Source organism: Methylobacillus glycogenes JCM 2850 (assembly GCF_000617925.1).
Lineage (GTDB): Bacteria > Pseudomonadota > Gammaproteobacteria > Burkholderiales > Methylophilaceae > Methylobacillus > Methylobacillus glycogenes.
The window spans coordinates 327,886-347,121 of record NZ_BAMT01000001.1 but is presented as its reverse complement, the minus strand read 5'-3'; the positions used below and the strand labels follow the sequence as shown (position 1 = coordinate 347,121).

Below are 19,236 nucleotides of genomic sequence, written 5' to 3'. Positions count from 1 at the left end.
GCCTGGCGGTTGGCTTGGAAGTATCCATACTCTGGGGCAACCGTTCCATAGGCCTGTATTTACGCGCCACTGCAGGTTTCAACGCCGTGCTGGGCTTTGAGCCTTTCTATGTCGGCGGCCTGTTGTATGTGCGTGGTGAATTGCGCCTGTTTGTGGTCAGCATCAGCGCCTCGGCCCAGCTCACGGTGCAGATAGGCGAGAAAGCCGATGGCAGCAAACTGGCCAGAATCGATGGCGAAATCTGTGGCGAAGTGGATTTATTCTTCTTCACGGTCAAGGGCTGCGTTGATTTCCATCTGGGCGTGCAATCGCAAATCACCCCGCCCGCGCCATTGCTGCTGCGCAGCGCCACCCTGGTCAGCCGCTCACCTGCTTTGGTAGTGGGCACTGGTGTCGATAAAGGCATAGATTCCAAGCTGGGCGATGGCTTGGCGCAAACCAATGCGCCTGCCCATGATGATGCCAAGCTGGTGACCGTACCTATAGATGCCATTCCGCTACTGACCATGTCGGCGATTCCGCAGATCAATGGTTTGCAGATCATGGGTGAAGCCAGCACCAACAGCCCGGGCGGGACTGTTGATGGCTTTATCCAGCGTGGCGATTATGCCTACCGCTATGTGCTGACCAGCGTGGAGCTGGCACGTGCGGATGGCGGCGATATCACAGGCCCCGGCCCGCGCCCTTCCACCTGGTGGACACTCAATGACCCCAGTGTAGGCAATCTGGTGACCCAGCTTTCGCTATTGAACTGGACGCCCAATGCCACGCCCAAGGCCGTGGAACGCAGCGAGTTGCTGGAACACACCATAGAAGAGCGCTGGGGTACGGTCTGCCATGATGCCGCGCCTGCCGCTGCAGTGTTATGGACGTTTGAAGCAGAGCCAACCGGGCCATCCGAAACTGGCTGGCTGGTAGAGGGCATTGCCTGGCCAGACCCAGACAAAACCAAGCGCTCCACCCCCGCCGAGCTGGAAATCAAGGTATGGGAACGCTGGCGCAGCGGCGACCGCCAGCTGGATAGACTGCGCGGCATAGTGCCCGCCGTGGTTGCCCCGGCCAGCGTGCCCTGCTATGTGCCCAGGCGCAGGCCCAAAAAACCGACCCTGAAAGAACTGGCTTTGCAGAATGCAGGCAAAAGCGGCTACAGCGCGCGCCTGGCCTATGAGCGCAAAGCCCTGCTGGCTGCCACTGCCGCCTCGGTAGGCTTGCGCAAGACTGACCGCAGCGATGTGCCCGGCCTGCAAGTCCATGAGTTATTGCAGCAGATTGCCAATGGCCAGCCTGTGTACCGAGCCTCATTGCAGCCCGGCGCGCTTCATCATCCTCACTCAAGCAAGACGGCTTGCAACAGCCGCCTGCTGGCCTCACCCCAGTTTGATCTGGGCATTCCCATTGTGTTTGGTGATGCCAACCACGGCAAAGAAGTAGAAGAAAAGCTGGAAAAACTTGGCCAGGGCATGGATGAGTTTTGCGATGTGCTGGTCGTAGATTGCGGCGCGGTTATTGATGGCTGGATATTGCTGCTGTTACACAACAGCCTGGATAAAGAGGCCGAAGGCAGCCATAGCCTGATTGTGCGTTATCTCAATGGCGCAGGCAAGGAACTCAACCGCCGCCCGGTGACCGATTACGATTTGCTGCAAAGCGTGGGCATACCGCCCAAATGGAATGACCAGAACGGCCCATGGGCCAGGCCCATCTACCATGTACTGGGCCATGCCCAGCATCTGGGACGGCAATACACCCCCTATCTGGTCAAGGTAAAAACCAGCCGCGATGTACGGCAAATCCAGATTGCCATGCTACAGAAAAACCCGGATAGATCGGTGCGCATGAAGCATGAACAGGCAGGCCGCCCCTATTACCTTGCCGCCTTTGAATTCACCAGCATGGCCGAGGCCTCGCGTGAAGAATGGGATAGCGAGGAAAGCAAGCGTAACCGTCAGGTGCTGGAAACCTTCCTCGGGCCGCAAAGCGGCGATATCGCGCTCTTGGTGCCCGACCAGTTATATCGCATCAGCACCAAGGTGGAAGTCACCACGCGCGACAAGGCAGGCAATCTATCCGGCCCAGAGCCGCAAACTGCGGACTTCTGGTTCAAGACCGACAAGCTCAGCCCGCGCTCGCTGGAGCCATGGATGTTATGCACGGTGCCAGGTGCTGATGAGCAACATTACTTTGGTGCAGAGTTCATCAAAATTGTGTTTGCCACTCAGGATGTAGACAAGCTGTGGGCGGCCTATGGCAAGGAACTGCGCGCCCGCCTCAAGGCCGCCTCTTACAGACAGGTCAACGTGCCTGGTCTGGTGCACCCAGTGCCGCTAGTCAGGCAAGCAACGCTGGGTAGCCTGCAACCTGGGCTGGAGAATATCCCGGCCAGCGTACTCTCACCGTTTGAGGGCGCATTGGTGGACGGCTTGAAAGACTATGGCCCATGCATACCCGTCAATGGTGAGCGCACCCGTCATAGCAGCATCACCCTGCCAATTCCGCTAGACCCTTATACCGACTATGTGCTGGATATTGAAGCAGTGCCCATAGGGGCAGCGGCAAACACAGTGGGAGAACGCGTGCTGCGTCGGCATTTCTCTACTGGGCTTACGCCAGCTTTGCAGCCTTTGCCACCAGCTTCCAGGGCGTGCTGACCGAGCATAGACATGTCCCTGCCGGGGCCATACAGGTGATTGCCGCCAACCCGGCCTTTGCCAGTCGGCAACCGCAAGGGGCCGAGCTAGACCTGGCCATGATCAATGCCGGGCTGGAGCCTATGCCTGTGCCACAAAGCCCGCGCATTGTGGTGCTGTGGGAGCAGGCTAGTGCTGCTGCGCTGCCGCAGCCTGTGGCGGTGCTGATTGATGCTTCCGAGCCTATGCTGCGCAGCCGACTGCTGCCGCGCGAGGAAATCAGCCAGGACAACCCGCCCACCCGGCGCTGGAAGATGCTGGATGAAATCTGGCTCAATCTGGTGGCAGATAGCGGCAATGGCGCCAGCATCAGCAGCACCTTGTGGGCACCGGGCAAGCAGCGCGCCCTGGTGGTGTTGGCCCCTAACGCGCGCAATCAGCGCCTCAAGCTCAGCCTGCAGAAAAAAGCCCAGACCGCAGCCTATCTGGATGGCGCGGCGGCAACAGATAGCGCTTTTGTGATTGTGGATGAGATTCTCGGCCATGCGCCCTGGGAAGAGATATGAAGAACAATAAGGAACAAGACCATGGCCATACGTATCTTTGAACCGTCGATTCTCAAGGCACAAGGTGCGCTGCTGGATTTGATTGGGCTATACAGGCGCGGCGGGCATCAGTCTGAACTCAAACTGAGCGCGGACTATCAAGTGCTGTTGCGCTGGCAAACTTCGCCGCTGGCAGGGCTGCCCAGTGAGCCATTCAAGATATGGCGACGCCCGGCAAGGCCGTTTGCCGAGGCCAAAAAAATCCGCTACGAGGTGATCAATGTGGATGCCTTTTTGCCCGCCAATGCCGCATCCCTGACTGTGGTGCAGTTTGCGCAGCCCTTGGCTTCAGTCCGCTTGCAGATCAAGGCAGATAATCCTGGCATTGCCTCGGTGGGGCTGATGTGTGGCGTGCCCATGCTGGAATCGCTGGTGTCCATACAATCCCGGCAACTGGCCGCAGAGGAAACCACTGTCATGGAGTTTCATTCGCCACTGATTACCAGCCTGGTGCTGATCAATGTTGATAGGTTTAGCGATATCAAGGGCGTGTTGCTGGCTGAGACAGAGCAAGTTGATGACTGGGAACTGGTAGAAACCGTGGGCTTGCCTGTAGACGAGCGCGATTGGCAAAGCAGCGGCCAGCGCCATGGCATCAAACAAGGCTTGAGCAACCAGGAGACTGACGCCATCAGTGCCGCGGTTGATCGCTTCCAGCGTGGTATCAATCCTTTTGGCTGGGGCGCTTATCTGCCGGATGGCACGCCTGCTCCGGATTGGCAGTTGCCCGAGCCTGAGAAACTGGTGGAAGAAAGCAGCATGGAATTGCTGCCCATGTTGCGCCAGGTGGCTGACGCCGCCCCCAACCAACAAGCTGCCAAGACCTTCCAGTTTCAGATTGACCCGCCACAAAACCCTGCGGGTGGCACCATGCCCACTGATGAGCCGAGCACGGCGGATTTATCCCCGGTAGGTTTACTTGCCATGCTGGCTGCGGGTGACCCGCAACTGGCAGTGACCCTGGGCTTTGGTACTGGCTATTACGAAGAGAAACCTATCAGGACCAAGCGCTACACCCAAAGCGCTTATGACTGGATGATCACGGCACTGTGGGATAGAGGCCTGGATGGTCAATCTGATGCCGTGGAGTTTGCGGCACTGGTGCCCCGCCCTGGCCTGGGCATCCCCGCCCCCACCCCAGCCGATTTGCAGGTAGACCTGCAAGCGCATCTGCGGCCAGAAAAAGTCGATCAGCTGGTTGGCCTCGATACGCAGCAGCTGGGAGCGCTTCCCGCAGACCGAACTGACCTCGGTGGCCAGTTTTGCCGCGGCGCGCCATACGCTGGGCAAGCCAGATAGGGCCGAAGCCTTGCTGCAAACCCGCATGCTGACCAAAGGCTATTGCCCCATCATCAACACCCGCAGCGCCCAAGACCCGGAACCCACGCGGCAAAGCCACACTGACGCTAGTTTGCTTATCCCGCCCGACCCCGGCAAGGTGCTGGTCGATTACGCCATTAGCACACAGAATATCTTTGGCCTATGGAGCGGCTGGAGCGAAAAACCGATAGAAGTGAGCCAGCCAGCCCCAGCCAATGTGCAGATATTGTCGGCAGAACTGATAGTCACTGACCCCGGCGCAGGATCACTCTGCCCGGCCAGCCTGCGTTTTGAGTTTTCTGTGGATTGGCGCATACGTTCTATCGCCAAAATAGAGTTGCACAGCCGTTTGTTTGCCGCCGTCACGCGCCAGACTGAGCCGCCTGCGGCCAATGATAACCAGGGCATACAGTACAAGCTGGGCGGCGCCATCACCCCGATTGCGATTCAGTTCAATGGCGATATCCCCACGCTTAACGGACAGCCCGTCACCGCCCTCAATGCCGAGGGTGATGAGGAAGTCACGCCCGGAGATGCGCAAAGCAGCAGTCGACGTTACCGCGTGACCATCCCCGGTTTTGAGCTGGAATACGCCAGCAGCGCCCACATAGGCCTGACGCTGCAAGCCAGAGTGGTAGAAGCTATCGCCAATTACCGCACAGGTGCCTGGTCACCCTCGCCCAAGATTATTTACGCCTCTGATCCACGCGCGCGGCCCACACTGGTGGTTGATCTGGTACGGCTTGCCAGCCTGCCGGATGCAGCGGGTGAGTGCCATGCCCATCTGGACTGGGCCGCCGTGCCCAGTGCCCTGGGTTATGCAATCTACGAAAGCACGGAAACCCGTCTGCTGACCAGTCACCCCGGCTACCCGCAACCCTCACCCGAGCGCAGCCTGAGCCAGCGCCTGACGACACTGAAGCAGGCTTTCAATGCCCAGCCACTGCGCCGCGATTTCACGCGCAGAAATGCCGAGCTGGTGAGCAGCAATCATTTGGATGTCAGCTTGCCGCGTGGCTCGCAGGATATTCATCTTTATGTGATCCTGCCCGTCATGGCGGGCGGCACTGAAGGCCCGTGGCCCAGCGGTGCGGATGCCAGCAAGGCCTTGATTCCCTATGCCGCGCCGCGTATCGCCCAGCCTGCTCCCCCCACCATAGAGTTGCAGTTGCTACAGGATAAAGCCCCCGCCGCCGCCAATTTCCGTGCCCGTCTCAGGATAGCCACCCGTGGCGATGCCGGGGCCAGACCCAAACGCATTGATATTCACCGGGTGAGAGTAGATGATGCCGCGCGTCAGCTGGACAGCATGGGGCCGCCAATTGCTAGCCTCACCGCCAGCCTTACTACCAGCCTTCCTACCCCTACGGCGCAATGGCAGGTCGATACCGCAGGCAATGCGCAACCCTGGATCAGCCAGGTGATAGGCACAGACCAGCCTGAGGGCTCATGGCGCACGGTCTGGTACAGAGCCGTGGCCTGGTCTGAGGATGATGCGCAACGCGGCATCCTGAAAAGCCGCTCTCTGCCATCGCCTGCGGTTTCCGTGGTGATCCCCCCTGCCACTGGCCCTGACCTCAGCCCCTTGAGCCAGTCTTCTGCAGGCGGAGACCCAGCCTGGGTGCTGATCAACTTCAGCAGCCTGGCCCCCATCGCCCCTACACCGCTGGGGCCGCACATACTTAGCATAGAGGTACGCAAAGCCGATGGCAGCAGTCTGCTAGAACAGCAATTACCGCTACATCAGCTGCCCAGCACCCAGCCTGCCAGCGGCTCTGGCGTTTGGCGCATCGCAGCACCTGCTAGCAGTTCTGGTAGCAGCTCTGCTAGTAGTACCGGGCGCTATGGCATCATTTTGCGCCGTGCCTCAATCAACGATGCATTGAGCGTCAATGTCAGAATCACCGACCCCTTGCAGCGCATTGCCGAGCAAGTCATCAATATCGCGGCTGGCAGCACTACGCCCTTGCCCTCGCTCTCCAGGATTGATGCTTTCTCTATTGTTGGCCGCGGCCATATCTATAGTTTCAGCACCGATGCGCCAGATCGGGATGCCAATGGCGGTATTTATCGCATCCATGTAGCCGCAGTGGCCAAGGCCGACTCGCCCTTCCCCCAGCTAGACCCCAAACGTGTGCCCAAGACAGCAACGGGGGGCATAGCGCTCAAATCCATAGAACAGGGGTCGCTCAAGATTGAAGGGACTAATATCCCAGACCTGAAAAAACTGCTGGGGCAATTCACCTTGAAAAAAGGCGTGTTTATCTTTGAAGGCCCGCTGTCTACGGTGAAAAAACAGCCCAAAACGCCCACCCTGGGCAATGAAAGCCTGCTGCTGTATCGGCAAAGCGCAGACAGAGACAACAACTTTATCTTGCTGGCCAAAGCAGGCCTGAGTTCATTGCTGGTCAGGATAACCACGCCTGATGGTCGCAGTGTAGAACAACGCTGGAAAGCCTAGGAGACAGCATGGTCACGGTATACACCCTTACCCCCGCCAATGCGGCACAGGCCTTGCAGGAAAAAGGCCTCGAAGCACTGGGCATTACCACGCTGGCACTGGCCACAGGCTGGAGCAGCAGCACACCGGCTTATGATGACAGCCGCCTCAGCTTAAGCTTTACGCAAAGCGTGCAAGCGCCCTGGCGGGGCATTCTTGAATTTTTGCCTGCTGGCCATATGTTCCGCAACCCTGAGGGCAACCCCTACAGCGGGCCTGTGGCGGTGTTGCGCCTGCACCCCCAGGCAGCGGCGCGCTTGCAGAAGCTGGCGCAGCAACGCTATAGCGTCAGCGGCCAGCCTTTGTTGCAGGCATTGCCTGTGGTCATGGTCATCCACGGCTGGAGTGAAAACAAGGCACCGCAGATCTACGAGGCCGGGCTGGGCTTAAGCGCTGGCAGCGCCAGCAAGCTCATCAGTTTTCATGATCACCGCGGCCTGATCATAGACCCTATCGCCGTGGCTGCCATGTTGCTTGACCTGGCGAATACCTTTAGCGCCTTGCGCCAGCCTGCGGGTGCGGCCCTGGCCACGGGGGCAGGCAGCCTGCAAGAGATTGCCAACATAGACCTTGACGCCCAGAGACCCATACTCGCGCATGTGGTCACCTTACATGGCCGGGCTTATGTGCCCACGCCCACAGGCCCAGGGGTCAACAAGCTAGACAACAGCGACAACCCGGCCGGGGCACTACCTGCCAGCGGCCTGCTCAAGCTGGGCCAGGATGAAAAACTTGCCGCCAGCGGTGCTAGCGCCAGCCGCCTGAAACTGGCCTGGGCCGGGGCTGGCTCACTCAAGGGCGGCACCTTGGCTGCTGGCAACTTAGCGGTGCCTGCGCTGCCAGCCGGGGTGACACTGACGCGGCGCTTTGTGCGCGTGTTTGCGGTGGATCTCGATTGGCACTTGCTGGGTAACCGCAGCGCAACTGCCTTCAACGGCATACCGCCGGATGATCAGCTAATGCCTACAGACCTCAAGCCGCAGGTACGTGATGGCATTACGCTGGATTATCTGGTGGATGGCCCAGACACTTTGGGGGCTATCTCCGAGGTGGCAGCGCGCATGAATGGCAATGTAGGCTTGATGTTTGCGGTGTCCCCGGTGTTTGAAAGCGCAGTGGGCACCCCCACGACCACGGGCCAGGATGCCCACTGGCCTGCCTTCCCCGGCCCGGATAACCAGGCTGGCTTTAGCACTGGGCCATCACCGCTGCAAGGTGCAGAAGCCACGCGCCACGGGGCGCAGGATGTCATCGTCACCCTGCCTGCGGCATTGCTGGCCAAGCTAGCCCCTGCGGGTGCCTCTTTGCGCATTTATCCGCAGTCTTTCCAAAGCATAGCCGCCATAGGCGAGGCTCCCTCCTTTATACGCGGTGATGGCGGTGCTGGCCTGGTGCTGGCCAATAGCCCGCTACAGATATTGCTGCCCAACCCGTTTGCGCTGGCAGCAGGCGACGCTTTCCCTAGTCCGGCCACACTGGTGTTTGATGTATGTATCACGCCGCGCAAGGGCAAACGGCGCTTATTGGCAGCCCAAAGGCTGAGCATAGCGCCTGATAGCAATATCACGCTGACGGATGCTTTTGCCAGCCCAGACCCATTGACCACGTTCCCGGACACCATACGCTCCATCAGCCCAACACCCTTGTTTGGCCTGCCACGCACGGTCACGCCTCCTAGCAATAATCCCGCTAGCGTGGCTGACCTGGTGAGGTCACTGATGTCTGAGACTTCTCCGCGCCAGGGGCCGCGTCTGCCCATGATGATGCGGCACGAGACCATGGTGATTACGGGTATCAGCGATGGCAGCACCACGGAAGGACTGGCCTGGGATGCGGTGCTGACCGGGGGCCGCTGGGCCAGGGAAACGCGCTCGACGCTGCATGGCCAGGGCAACCCGGGCAATCCCGCCGGGCCGGACACCCATGCTGCCGGAGTGCGGGTAGGTGGCGCATTGGCTTATGACCTCGCCAGAATGGCAGTCAGGCGCGTACAATCCATGTTGCCACTCAACAATTCCACAGGCAATGCAGCCAGCCCGGGCTGGCTTGCCTTTAGCGGTGGCAACAACTTCAATCCTCCGGTACTGGCCCCTGCCACACCCATCCCCACGGCTTCTGGCGTGGCGCTGCAAACTGTTGCCGCGGTAGTGGAAACCCCGGAACTCTCATTGCTGCCAGTCAACAATGCCTTGAGCGCTCCCCCACCCATCAGCCTGCAAAGTGTGGTGACCACGCTGGCAGACGCCTTCAACCTGCCGCCGCCCAGCGTGGCCGTGCAAAATTCGGACAGGTTGATCAACGAAGTCAGGCGCGAATATTACCTATCCAAATACGGTAATCGCGATGCACTATGGGCCATCGCCAGAGCGTTTGGTGAGGCGGATGAACTGGTATATGTAGAAACCGCAGGCCTGGCAAGAACTGCTGCCGTCAGTGGCGGCACGCCAGAACACGAGATAGACCTGATCAAGTTACTGGCGGATCGTCTCAATACCAATCCACGACTCAAACTGGTGTTGTGCCTGCCCAGAGAAACCGACTTTGCCCCGCGCTTTGCACCTTATGTACGTGGTGCCATCCAGCAAAGAACCCTAGCTGTGGAAGCATTGCAGGCCGTGGCACCAGCACGCGTTGCTGTGTTTCACCCGCTGGGCTTCCCCGGCAGATGGGCCAATATCCGAACCACCAACATCATTGTTGATGATGTCTGGAGCCTGAGCGGCGCCACGCACTTGCGCAGGCGCGGCATGACTTTCGATGGCAGCGTGGCCCTGGCGACTTTGGACCATGAGATTGAAGCTGGCTACAGCCGCAAAATCAGGCACTTCCGCCGCGCCCTGATGGCAGCCAAGCTAGGCGTAAGCCCTGTGGATGAACAAGGCAATGTCTCTGCCAACTGGATAAGGCTACAGTCCCCCGACAGCGCATTTGATCTGGTGGATGATTTGCTCAAACAGGGTGGCCTGGGCAAACTGGCGCCCTTGTGGGCTGGGCCTACGGACAGCACGGTGATTCCCGCTGTTGCCGAGGTGGTAGACCCGGATGGTAAGCAAGGCGCGCTGGCGCTGGCTACCTTGGCAAGCTGGTTAAGTGAGTCGGAGTGAGAATGGAGCGCTGCCCTAGGCCGGGTGACAATGTGCTCTCAAACTCTCAGGTTTCAAGGGAACATTTCACTTCAGATAAACTCATATTAATTAGTACAAGACATCAACTAAACAATTGTTTTATCATGAAGATATGTATAGAGACAGGGGATTATGATGGCCATTACCACCAGTGCTTCATTATCAGTCACAAGCTCTACCAGCAGAACACCCGTGCCCAGTGAGGCTTTGAACGAAGCCAAGAAACAGGCTGAACTCAGGCCAGATCAGCAAAGGCTGAACCTCAACGGTCAGATATTGCAGGCCTCTTTGCAGGTATCCATTCAATCCGGCAACAACAGCATGAGCTTGTTGTATCGCTCGGCGATTGAGCAACTCAACGTGACGCTGGAGCCTGACTTTGGCGCCAACGCCATCAGCAATGCCATGGGCCAGGACAATAGCGCCGAAGCCACGGCCAATCGCATACTCTCCGCCTCTACTGGCTTTTTTGAAGCTTACGCCAAGCGTTATCCAGATAAAGACCCAGAACAGGTCGCCAATGACTTTGTTTCGCTGATACGCGGCGGCTTTGAAAAAGGCTTTAACGAGGCCAAGGATATACTCACGGGCTTGAATGTCATGGGTGAGAACAGCACCATAGCCTCGGATATTGCCAAGACTTTTGAGCTGGTGCAAAAAGGCTTTGATGATTTCCTTGCCACCAAACTGGCAGATATCAAAGCCGCGGCTGGCAAAGACGCCAACCAGCAGGTACCTGCCTGAGTTTCACACTCACTCAAATACTCAACACCAAGCCAACAGCCAGCGCTGTTGGCTTTGTTTTTATAAGCGCTTGATCTGTGCCTGATCAGAGCAGGAGCTGTTCTCCGCTACGCAATGTCAGCACACGCACGCCGCTGGCAGTCACCGCCACCGTATGTTCAAACTGCGCAGATAACAGGCCATCACGGGTGACCACGGTCCATTCATCAGCTTCAGTCACCACCGCGGCGCGGCCCTGATTGATCATGGGCTCTATGGTGAACACCATGCCTTCACGCAGCAACCAGCCAGTATTGGGCCTGCCCCAATGCAGCACTTCTGGCTCTTCGTGCATTTCGCGGCCTATGCCGTGCCCGCAATACTCTTTCACCACCGCATAGCCATGAAGGCGCGCATGCTGTTGTATGGCATGGCCCACATCGCCTAGCCGTTTGCCGGGACGCACAGCGGCAATGCCTTTCCACATGGCTTCATAAGTCACTTGCACCAGGCGCTGGGCTTCTGCCGAGACTTCCCCCACCAGATAGGTTTTGCTGGAATCGGCGATATAGCCGTTTTTTTCCAGCGTGATATCAAAATTAACGATATCGCCACTTTGCAGAATGTCGCCAGTGGCTGGCACGCCGTGGCAGACCACCTGATTGCGCGAGGCGTTGATGGCATAGGGATAGCCATACTGTCCCTTGCTCGCAGGTCGTGCCTGTTGCTCACGGATAATGAAATCTTCAACCAGATCATTGACCTGCATGGTGGACATGCCCACCAGCTCAAGCTGATCCAGTCTCTGGAACACCTCGGCCAGCAAGCGGCCAGATTCAGCCATCAAGGCAATTTCATCGGCAGTCTTGATCATGAGGCGCTTACTTGCGGCGGGGTGACGCTAATACCAGCACTACGCATCTCCTGCGCCATGATCTCGCTGAAACTCAGCGCCGGATTCAATTCACAGAGCATGCCCATCTTGATCCAGAAAGCCGCCTGCGCATTGATGGAACGGCAAGAAACTGCGCTGGCCTTGCGTAATTGGTCATGCAGTTCTTCTTCAATATTGACTATGCCCATGCTTGTCCTTGCTAACTATCCATATATAAATCATATATGGATTATATATTAACTCAGACAATGAAAAGAAGGTCTTGTGGTCAGTGGGATTGAAGCATTTACATAACATCTATGCTTGATCGCCTTGATACCAAGCCCTGCTGCGGTTGACGATATACACTACTGCCAGCATGGCCGGAACTTCAATCAGCACACCTACCACCGTGGCTAATGCAGCACCTGAATGAAAGCCGAACAAACTGATTGCCGTGGCCACTGCCAATTCAAAAAAATTACTCGCCCCGATCAAGCCGAGGGGCCAGCCACACTGTGTTGCTCACGCGCTTGTAGTTCAGCCAATAGGCTAACCCGGCACTGAAAAACACCTGAATCATGATAGGGATGGCCAACAGCGCAATCACCAGTGGCTGCGCAATGATGGCGTGTCCCTGAAAACCAAACAGCAGCACCAGAGTCAGCAACAAGGCAGCAATAGACCCATGCCCGGCGACGCGCATTGCTCGCTCAAAAACCGCTTGGCTTTTAGACATCAATATCTTGCGTGCTAGCTGCGCCAACAGCACGGGGATAATGATATAGAGCACGACTGAGGTAGTGAGGGTAGCCCAGGGCACAGTGATGGCAGACATGCCCAACAACAATCCAACCAATGGCCCGTAGCCAAACATCATGATGCTATCGTTCAGTGCCACTTGGGATAAGGTAAACAAGGGGTCGCCCTGCGCGAGCCTGCTCCAGACAAACACCATTGCGGTGCATGGCGCGGCTGCGAGCAAAATCAGTCCGGCAATATAGCTATCCACTTGTGCAGCAGGCAGCATTCCGGCAAAACAATGACGGATAAATATCCAGCCGAGCAAAGCCATTAAACATGGCTTGACCAGCCAATTGATCAACAAGGTAATAACGATGCCTTTGCTGTGCTGACGCACTTGGCTCAGTGCAGCAAAGTCCACCTTGGCAAGCATGGGGATAATCATGACCCACATCAAAAAACCGAGCGGCAGATTAACCTGGGCAAATTCAAGGCGGGCAATGGCGTGAAATAGCCAGGGCAACAGTTCGCCCAGTGACACCCCAATCAGAATACACAGCGCTACCCAGCAGCTCAGGTAACGTTCAAACGCGCTCATTTCATGTTATCCAGGGCTTGCTTGATTTCAGCAGCACTCATGCTCTCCAGCGGCAAGCTGATAAACCGTTCTACACAATGCTGTATTTGCCCACGGATGCGTGCGAAAGCAGCCCTCTTATCTGCATCACCCCCTTCAGCCGCAGCAGGGTCTTCAAAACCCCAATGCCCTGAAATGGGACGCCCAGGCCATATCGGGCAGACCTCCCCCGCTGCGTTATCGCAGACAGTGATGACCATATCCATCTGCGGCGCATCTGGCCTGGCAAACTCATCCCAGCTTTTACTGCGCAAAGTTGCAGCGGCATAGCCAAGCTCTGCCACTTGCTCAAGCGCAAATGGGTTCACACGACCAGTGGGCTTGCTACCAGCACTATAGGCTGTGAACCTGCCCTGCCCGAGCTGATTGAACAAGGCTTCTGCCATGATGCTTCTTGCCGAGTTGCCTGTGCAGAGAATGAGCACATTCAAGGTTTTGCTCATCATGGCGTGGGCGCTTTACGAGATTGAAACTGCACTGGCGTGCACGGTGCACCGCCACAGCAATTCTCGGTCAGATAAGCCAGCACATTGTTCATCTGCTCAAAATTGGCTGAGTAAATGACATAGCGGCCTTCATTGCGCGAGGTCAGCAGCTGGGCATGACTGAGCTCTTTCACATGGAAAGATAATGAGGAAGGCGCAATACCCAAAGACTCGCTGATTTTGCCTGCAGCCAGTCCATCAGGCCCTGCCTGCACCAGTAAGCGATAGATAGCAAGACGGGATTCCTGCGCTAGCGCAGCGAGTGCTGAGACTATAGTTTTTGATTCCAAATTGGGTGTCGATTCCATATTTCAATAATATTTTAAATATGGAATCGAAGCAAACATGTATCCTGATTCTGGATGATTAAACCATCAATGCTGCTGATGCCAACGAGTTAAAGGCTTCCCGGCAATGCCTGGCGGCTTGTTCCGATCAGATCAGTGAGATGCTATTGGTGTGCAATTACCTAAGAAATTTCAACAAACAAATCCTGTTTCTACCTCGCACTGCATTGCTGAATGCAACTTATCACTTTTAGTCAACATGTCGCCTTGTGCTGAGAAGCAGCTAGGCTGGATGAAACATCCCTGTGAGCTCTCGGCTCACAGGGATGTTTTTTCAAGTTTCAAGCGTTATCTCGGGAGCAAGGGGTGGATTATGACTTTACCATTGTCAGCGGCGACCCTATTTATCAGGACACGCTGCAGCTAGCAGGAACATTGAATATTGCCTTTGCTGATGATTTCACGCCCGAGGATGGGGACATCTTTTATCTGCTCAGTGGCAGCGTAATGGAAGAACTGGAAGCAAGGCTGAATAATCCACTGCAATACAGCGTTTTTAATAGCATCAATGTGAGCGGACTCGATCTGGATAAATTCGAGTATCAAATCGACTATATCACCACGCTGCTTACAGGTAACAATTCCGGCTATCCAGCCAAATATAATCTCACTGTGGCCTTGAAAGTACTGGCAGTCGTGCCGGAACCATCCAATGTTGCTATGCTGGGTTTTGGGCTCGCCCTGATTGGCGGACTGGTGCGCAGACACAGGCAATCACTGGCCTAGATTCGACAATGTCCCCGTAATGACGTGGGAATTATCATCAAAAACACATTCCATGCATTTGCCATTTTATGCACTATCTCGCGCAGTACTCTTCATGCCTATTCTTTTAAAATTTCCTCATAAAATGAGGTTAGAAATTCGAAAATATTGAACATTCATGTCGAAAACCAATTTTATTTCCTTGCCCAGATACAAAAAAATCCACGATCCAGATCGACAATCAATTCAATGATTCCCGGCACAGGTAATATCCATCAGGGTTCTAGCAGCATGTTGCTAATCGTGGCAAAAAACCGTCTCAATAGTTAGTACAAATGGACTATTGTAGCAACAGGTATTATTAACATAGTTTAGCATTACCTTAACTGATGTAATTCTCTGCAATTTCAACGCATCTATCTAGGCGTAGCATCCACCCCGGGGGCAATAAAAAAGTACCTTCAATGCCCTTTATTTGCGCTTTAAATGACTCAGTTTCGGCTTGTAGCCATATGGAGATACTGATGTATACATCACGCATTCATTAGTGGCTGGCGCGGATAAGCACTGAGTCTATTGATTGGGAGATCATGATGAATACCCGCTTTCACTACGCGTTAATCTTATCGGCTACCTTGTTGTTCAGCGGCACGGCCAGCGCCGCACCACAATACAAACTTACCGAGCTACTACCCTTGCAGACTGCAGAGGCAGATGGATCAGCAAGCAATGCCTATGGCATCAATGATCATGGCGTGGCAGTGGGTTGGAGCGATATTTATTGGCGCTCTCCTCCAGCTTCCGTCTACTGGGTAAACGGTGTTGCCAGCCGCTTGCCTGGCAGAATAGGTTATGACTCAGCCCATGGCATCAATAACCACGGCCATATCATAGGCACGGAGTGGGATGACAAAGCCATATTATGGAAAAATGGCATCTTCCATGAATTGACCGTGCCCTTCCCCACCTATTGGACTGAGGCCAATGGCATCAATGACAATGGCATCATTGTCGGTGCTGCGGCCAATGCTGATTATAAACGTGCGGGTTACTGGGAAAATGAAAGCTACCAGCAACTATCTCAGCTTTACAGCTTCGAGAGCTCGGCCAAGGCAGTCAATGAGGCAGGAAAAATTGTAGGCTACAGCAACACAAGTAGCGCGCTGAATGCCTCTTCAGTGGCCACCGTTTGGGAAAATGGCAATGTGATTGCACTAGATGGTTTCAGCGCCAATGCACATAGCCAGGCCAACGCTGTGAATGATCTCGGCCATGTGGTGGGCTTCTCTACCGACGCCTCAGGCAATCGGCTGGCCGCCTTTTGGGATGATAGCGGTGTCACAAGTCTGGGCGCACTGGCCGGATTCAGCCAGAGTGAGGCATTGGGTATCAACGACGCAGGTTTTATTGTGGGCCTGTCTACCCATATTGATGAGTTTGGAAGACAATCCCGCGCCGCCACCCTGTGGGCAGACGGTCAAATTTATAACTTGCAGGACCTGATTGAAAATCTGGGAGCAGATTGGGTAGTCTTTTCGGTCAATGGCATCAATGCCAAGGGCCAGATCGTCGGCACAGCCTATATCGATGATGGCTTCTACCCATTGAACCGCGGTTATGTGCTTACTCCAGTACCTGAACCATCCCATCTGGCCTTGCTGCTGGCTGGCATTGGACTTCTGTTTATGTCCAAGCGTCGCCAAGCTTGAGTTAGCAAGCTACCTCAAAACAGATGCAAAAGTAGTGTTAATAGCGGGCAGCGCTTTTCGCGCTGCCCGTTTCTTTTATATACCAGTATCCCAGTTTTGACCCTGATGATCAGATACAGCCAATCGCGCCTGAATTTGAGACAATGACAGCTTGTCTTTTAAACCTGCCCCCTGTCATGAACCTGCCTTACCTCAACGGCTACCCTACCGCCCTCGTCAGCCAGGTGCAGACATTGCTGCAAAGCGGAGAGCTTGGCAGCAGGCTGTCACAGAAATACACGCAAAGCCACCCCCACCAGACCGATAAGTCCTTGTATCTTTACGTGATGGACTTCAAGCAGCGCTACCTGAAAAATGCCGCGCCGCTGGCCAAGGTGCAATACGATAACCAGCAGCACCCGGTGCGCGGCACGCTAGGTACCAATACCTATATTGCGCGGGTGCAGGGCAGCAAGCTCAAGAACAAGAATGAGATACGCGTGGCCAGCCTGTTCCGCGATGCGCCTGAGGAGTTTTTGCGCATGATTGTGGTACATGAACTGGCGCACCTGAAGGAAAAAGACCACAACAAGGCGTTTTACCAGTTATGTACGCATATGGAACCCAGCTATCACCAGCTGGAATTTGATATGCGCGTGTGGCTGAGCTGGCGTGAGCATGCGGCGCAGATCAAGCAAGGCCCAGATGTTGAAGGCTGATTAATCCTGCTTAAGCCACCCTGAACCTTGCATAAGCCCTGCCGAACTTAATTACTGATGCTGACCGCGTTGAGCAGGCCCACGGCGATAGAAAGCGAAGCCAGGAAAATAGCGGGGGCAACCACCCCTTCTTCTATATGTTTGGACCAGTGGCGCATGGCGGTGAATACCAAAAACTGCACCACGCAGGTAATACCTGCCCAGATGATCATTTCCAGCAAGGACTGGGTGTAATAGATAGAAGACACCAGCGGAAAGGTAAAGCCCAATACCGCCCCACCCAGCGAAATGGCCGCCGCAGAGTTACCTTGCGCAATCAGTTTGAATTCGCGGTAAGGCGTGATTTGTACGTAGATCAGTACAAACAGGGCCAGTAGCACCAGGCTGTGCCCAGGTAGGATAGAAATGCGCCTATGCCATGTATCATAATGTAATCCTTTTTTATTCATTATCTTGCATTGTTTATTCAATGTAGAATCTTAAAATTGAACTGCGTACTGCTGGCTTGGATAATTTATAAGCCAGTGTTTATTCCACAAAGAAGTGCGGCACAAAGTTGCTCATATTGGTGGTGATGGCTTTGACATCCTCACGCACGCACATGCCTGCAGCCTCACCATTGACCACCCAGGCACCGATGACAGGGTACTTGCCATCAAAGGTCGGCATGTCATACAAGGCCTGGTAGATCACCCCTTCAGCGCCATAGGGGCCATCATCCTCGGCGATGATCTTGCCATCCTTGACCAGCTGGATATTGGCCCCCTCACGTGAGTACAAGGGTTTGCGCGCATAAGATGTCAACTTGCCTGCCTCAAAATAGGCAGGAAGCAGATTGGGATGCTCTGGATATAGCTCCCACAACAGTGGCAGCAGCCCTTTGCACGACAATACCGATTTCCATAATGGCTCGATAAAGCGCGTGGCAGTTGCGTGCAGATGCTCGCCAAATGATTCGCGCATCATCCATTCCCAGGGGTAAAGCTTGAACAGGCGGGCGATGGGTTCATCTTCAAGATCGACAAAGCACTTGAGGGTTTCGTCCCAGCCTATGTCTTCAACAAATACATGCTTGGCCTGGTGCCCGGCCTGGGTGACGGTATCCAGCATATACATGGCGCACACCCAGTCTTCTTCGTTGTCCTGCAAGGAGGCGAGATGTATAGGCGCACCCTTGGGCAAGGCCTGCCAGCGCGCCACCAACTTTTCATGCAGTGAATTGAACTGGTCATATTGCGGATAGACATCCTGCAGCCAGTACCACTGGCAGACAGCAGATTCCAGCAGCGAGGTTGGCGTATCAGCGTTGTACTCCAGCATTTTGGGCGGGCTTTTGCCGTCGTAGGCAAAATCAAAGCGGCCATAGATGGAGAATTCCTCACGCTGCCAGGAATCACGTATGGCGCCCCAAAAGGCTTGCGGTATGCCAAGCTGAGCCAGGCGGTTCTGAGTGATGGCCACTTCCAGCGCGTGCAGGCACATGCGGTGCAGTTCCTCGCTGGCGGATTCGATTTCTTCTATCTGCTGCAGGCTGAAACGGTAGCAGGCATCTTCCTTCCAGTAATCATCCCAGTTGTGGAAAGACAAACCCTGCTGCTCCAGCTTGGCTGCGGCGTCGGGACGCGGCGTGATGGTGAGGCGTTGCATGGCTCAGCCTCCACCCGAAAAACCACGGGCACTGCTGCCGAAGCCACCACGGTTGGTCTTGCCCACGGTAGTGGTATTGCTGCGGTAAGCACTGCCTGCATGAATGCGGCTGTTGTCTATGATGCGTGTCCTGCCATTAGGGTAGAGCTGCACCGGACGTTGCAGGTTGTGATCCCAGAAATAACGCGGGCCATACCAGCGTGGGCCATAGATATAGTGCGGATTATTATCGTTAGGAGCTTCACCATTGGGGTTGTCAGTACAGCTCTGACCGTCATTCCAGTCCTGCTCGCATTCGGCACGGCTGTTGTAAACCTGTTGCTGCACATCATTTTCTGGCTGCTGACTACATGACGACAAGGTCAGGCTACCCAAGATAATCAGGGGTACCGAGACCGATCTTTTCTTCTTCACTCTGCCTCCCAGTTCTGGCTTTTTATTGATTCGGTTTTGCCGCTATTGTTAACACTGGCCATTGGCCTCAAGCCGC

16 protein-coding genes and 1 pseudogene are annotated in these 19,236 nt (G+C 55.4%); 9 read left to right on the top strand and 8 right to left on the bottom strand.

Translation table 11 applies throughout. The features are described from left to right. Nucleotides 1-14 precede the first annotated feature (14 nt). The 6 genes from JCM2850_RS21245 (at nt 15) to JCM2850_RS01605 (ending at nt 10,921) form a co-directional block, all read left to right on the top strand. Entirely contained in the window at nt 15-2,648 is a 2,634-nt protein-coding gene (locus JCM2850_RS21245) for a hypothetical protein (RefSeq protein WP_025869534.1), read from the top strand. Further along, nucleotides 2,642-3,193 carry a hypothetical protein gene (locus JCM2850_RS21240; protein ID WP_025869533.1) on the top strand — a complete coding sequence of 184 codons (552 nt, stop codon included), beginning with the start codon at nt 2,642-2,644 and terminating at the stop codon, nt 3,191-3,193. The genes JCM2850_RS21245 and JCM2850_RS21240 overlap by 7 nt, the downstream gene beginning before the upstream one ends. Before the next feature lie 21 nt (nt 3,194-3,214). Further along, the gene (locus JCM2850_RS20155; protein WP_025869532.1) at nt 3,215-4,531 is read left to right on the top strand and encodes a hypothetical protein; all 1,317 of its coding nucleotides are present in this window, start codon (nt 3,215-3,217) and stop codon (nt 4,529-4,531) included. Then, a complete protein-coding gene (locus JCM2850_RS16370) occupies nt 4,431-7,013 on the top strand; it encodes a hypothetical protein (protein ID WP_148301163.1) in 2,583 nt (860 codons plus the stop codon). The genes JCM2850_RS20155 and JCM2850_RS16370 overlap by 101 nt, the downstream gene beginning before the upstream one ends. Nucleotides 7,014-7,021: 8 nt before the next feature. Further along, nucleotides 7,022-10,156, top strand: a complete 3,135-nt coding sequence (locus tag JCM2850_RS01610) for a phospholipase D-like domain-containing protein (RefSeq protein ID WP_025869530.1) — start codon at nt 7,022-7,024, stop codon at nt 10,154-10,156. Between the two features lie 153 nt (nt 10,157-10,309). Further along, nucleotides 10,310-10,921: a DUF5610 domain-containing protein gene (locus JCM2850_RS01605; protein WP_036265351.1), complete on the top strand. Its 612-nt coding sequence runs from the start codon at nt 10,310-10,312 to the stop codon at nt 10,919-10,921. 85 nt (nt 10,922-11,006) lie between these two features. On the opposite strand, the gene map is transcribed toward JCM2850_RS01605, so the two are convergent. The 5 genes and pseudogenes from map to JCM2850_RS01580 form a co-directional block, all read right to left on the bottom strand. Continuing rightward, the gene (gene map / locus JCM2850_RS01600; protein WP_025869528.1) at nt 11,007-11,774 is read right to left on the bottom strand and encodes a type I methionyl aminopeptidase; all 768 of its coding nucleotides are present in this window, start codon (nt 11,772-11,774) and stop codon (nt 11,007-11,009) included. Continuing rightward, on the bottom strand, nt 11,771-11,983 hold the full coding sequence (locus JCM2850_RS01595; RefSeq protein WP_025869527.1) for a ParD-like family protein: 213 nt from the start codon (nt 11,981-11,983) through the stop codon (nt 11,771-11,773). The genes map and JCM2850_RS01595 overlap by 4 nt, the downstream gene beginning before the upstream one ends. A gap of 109 nt (nt 11,984-12,092) precedes the next feature. Continuing rightward, nucleotides 12,093-13,116: pseudogene (gene arsB, locus JCM2850_RS16365) on the bottom strand (ACR3 family arsenite efflux transporter). Further along, nucleotides 13,113-13,601, bottom strand: a complete 489-nt coding sequence (locus JCM2850_RS01585) for an arsenate reductase ArsC (RefSeq protein WP_025869526.1) — start codon at nt 13,599-13,601, stop codon at nt 13,113-13,115. Before JCM2850_RS01585 ends, arsB begins: the two are co-directional and overlap by 4 nt. Then, a complete protein-coding gene (locus JCM2850_RS01580; protein WP_025869525.1) occupies nt 13,598-13,930 on the bottom strand; it encodes an ArsR/SmtB family transcription factor in 333 nt (110 codons plus the stop codon). The genes JCM2850_RS01585 and JCM2850_RS01580 overlap by 4 nt, the downstream gene beginning before the upstream one ends. A 363-nt stretch (nt 13,931-14,293) precedes the next feature. Here JCM2850_RS01580 and JCM2850_RS01575 point away from each other — a divergent pair, with 363 nt between their 5' ends. The 3 genes from JCM2850_RS01575 to JCM2850_RS01560 all read left to right on the top strand — a co-directional run bounded on the left by JCM2850_RS01575 (nt 14,294) and on the right by JCM2850_RS01560 (nt 17,099). Continuing rightward, the gene (locus tag JCM2850_RS01575; protein ID WP_025869524.1) at nt 14,294-14,713 is read left to right on the top strand and encodes a PEP-CTERM sorting domain-containing protein; all 420 of its coding nucleotides are present in this window, start codon (nt 14,294-14,296) and stop codon (nt 14,711-14,713) included. 569 nt (nt 14,714-15,282) lie between these two features. Continuing rightward, entirely contained in the window at nt 15,283-16,401 is a 1,119-nt protein-coding gene (locus tag JCM2850_RS01565) for a PEP-CTERM sorting domain-containing protein (RefSeq protein WP_036265350.1), read from the top strand. A 176-nt stretch (nt 16,402-16,577) separates the two neighbouring features. Next, a complete protein-coding gene (locus tag JCM2850_RS01560) occupies nt 16,578-17,099 on the top strand; it encodes a M48 metallopeptidase family protein (protein WP_025869522.1) in 522 nt (173 codons plus the stop codon). Nucleotides 17,100-17,146: 47 nt separating this feature from the next. Here JCM2850_RS01560 and JCM2850_RS01555 read toward each other — a convergent pair whose 3' ends face one another. From JCM2850_RS01555 to JCM2850_RS16360, 3 genes are all read right to left on the bottom strand, one after another. After that, nucleotides 17,147-17,479 (bottom strand): DUF350 domain-containing protein, encoded by a 333-nt coding sequence (locus JCM2850_RS01555; RefSeq protein WP_159105109.1) that lies wholly within the window; start codon nt 17,477-17,479, stop codon nt 17,147-17,149. A 148-nt stretch (nt 17,480-17,627) separates the two neighbouring features. Further along, nucleotides 17,628-18,746, bottom strand: a complete 1,119-nt coding sequence (locus JCM2850_RS01550) for a glutathionylspermidine synthase family protein (protein WP_025869520.1) — start codon at nt 18,744-18,746, stop codon at nt 17,628-17,630. Between the two features lie 3 nt (nt 18,747-18,749). Next, entirely contained in the window at nt 18,750-19,160 is a 411-nt protein-coding gene (locus JCM2850_RS16360; protein ID WP_025869519.1) for a hypothetical protein, read from the bottom strand. Nucleotides 19,161-19,236: the final 76 nt, after the last annotated feature.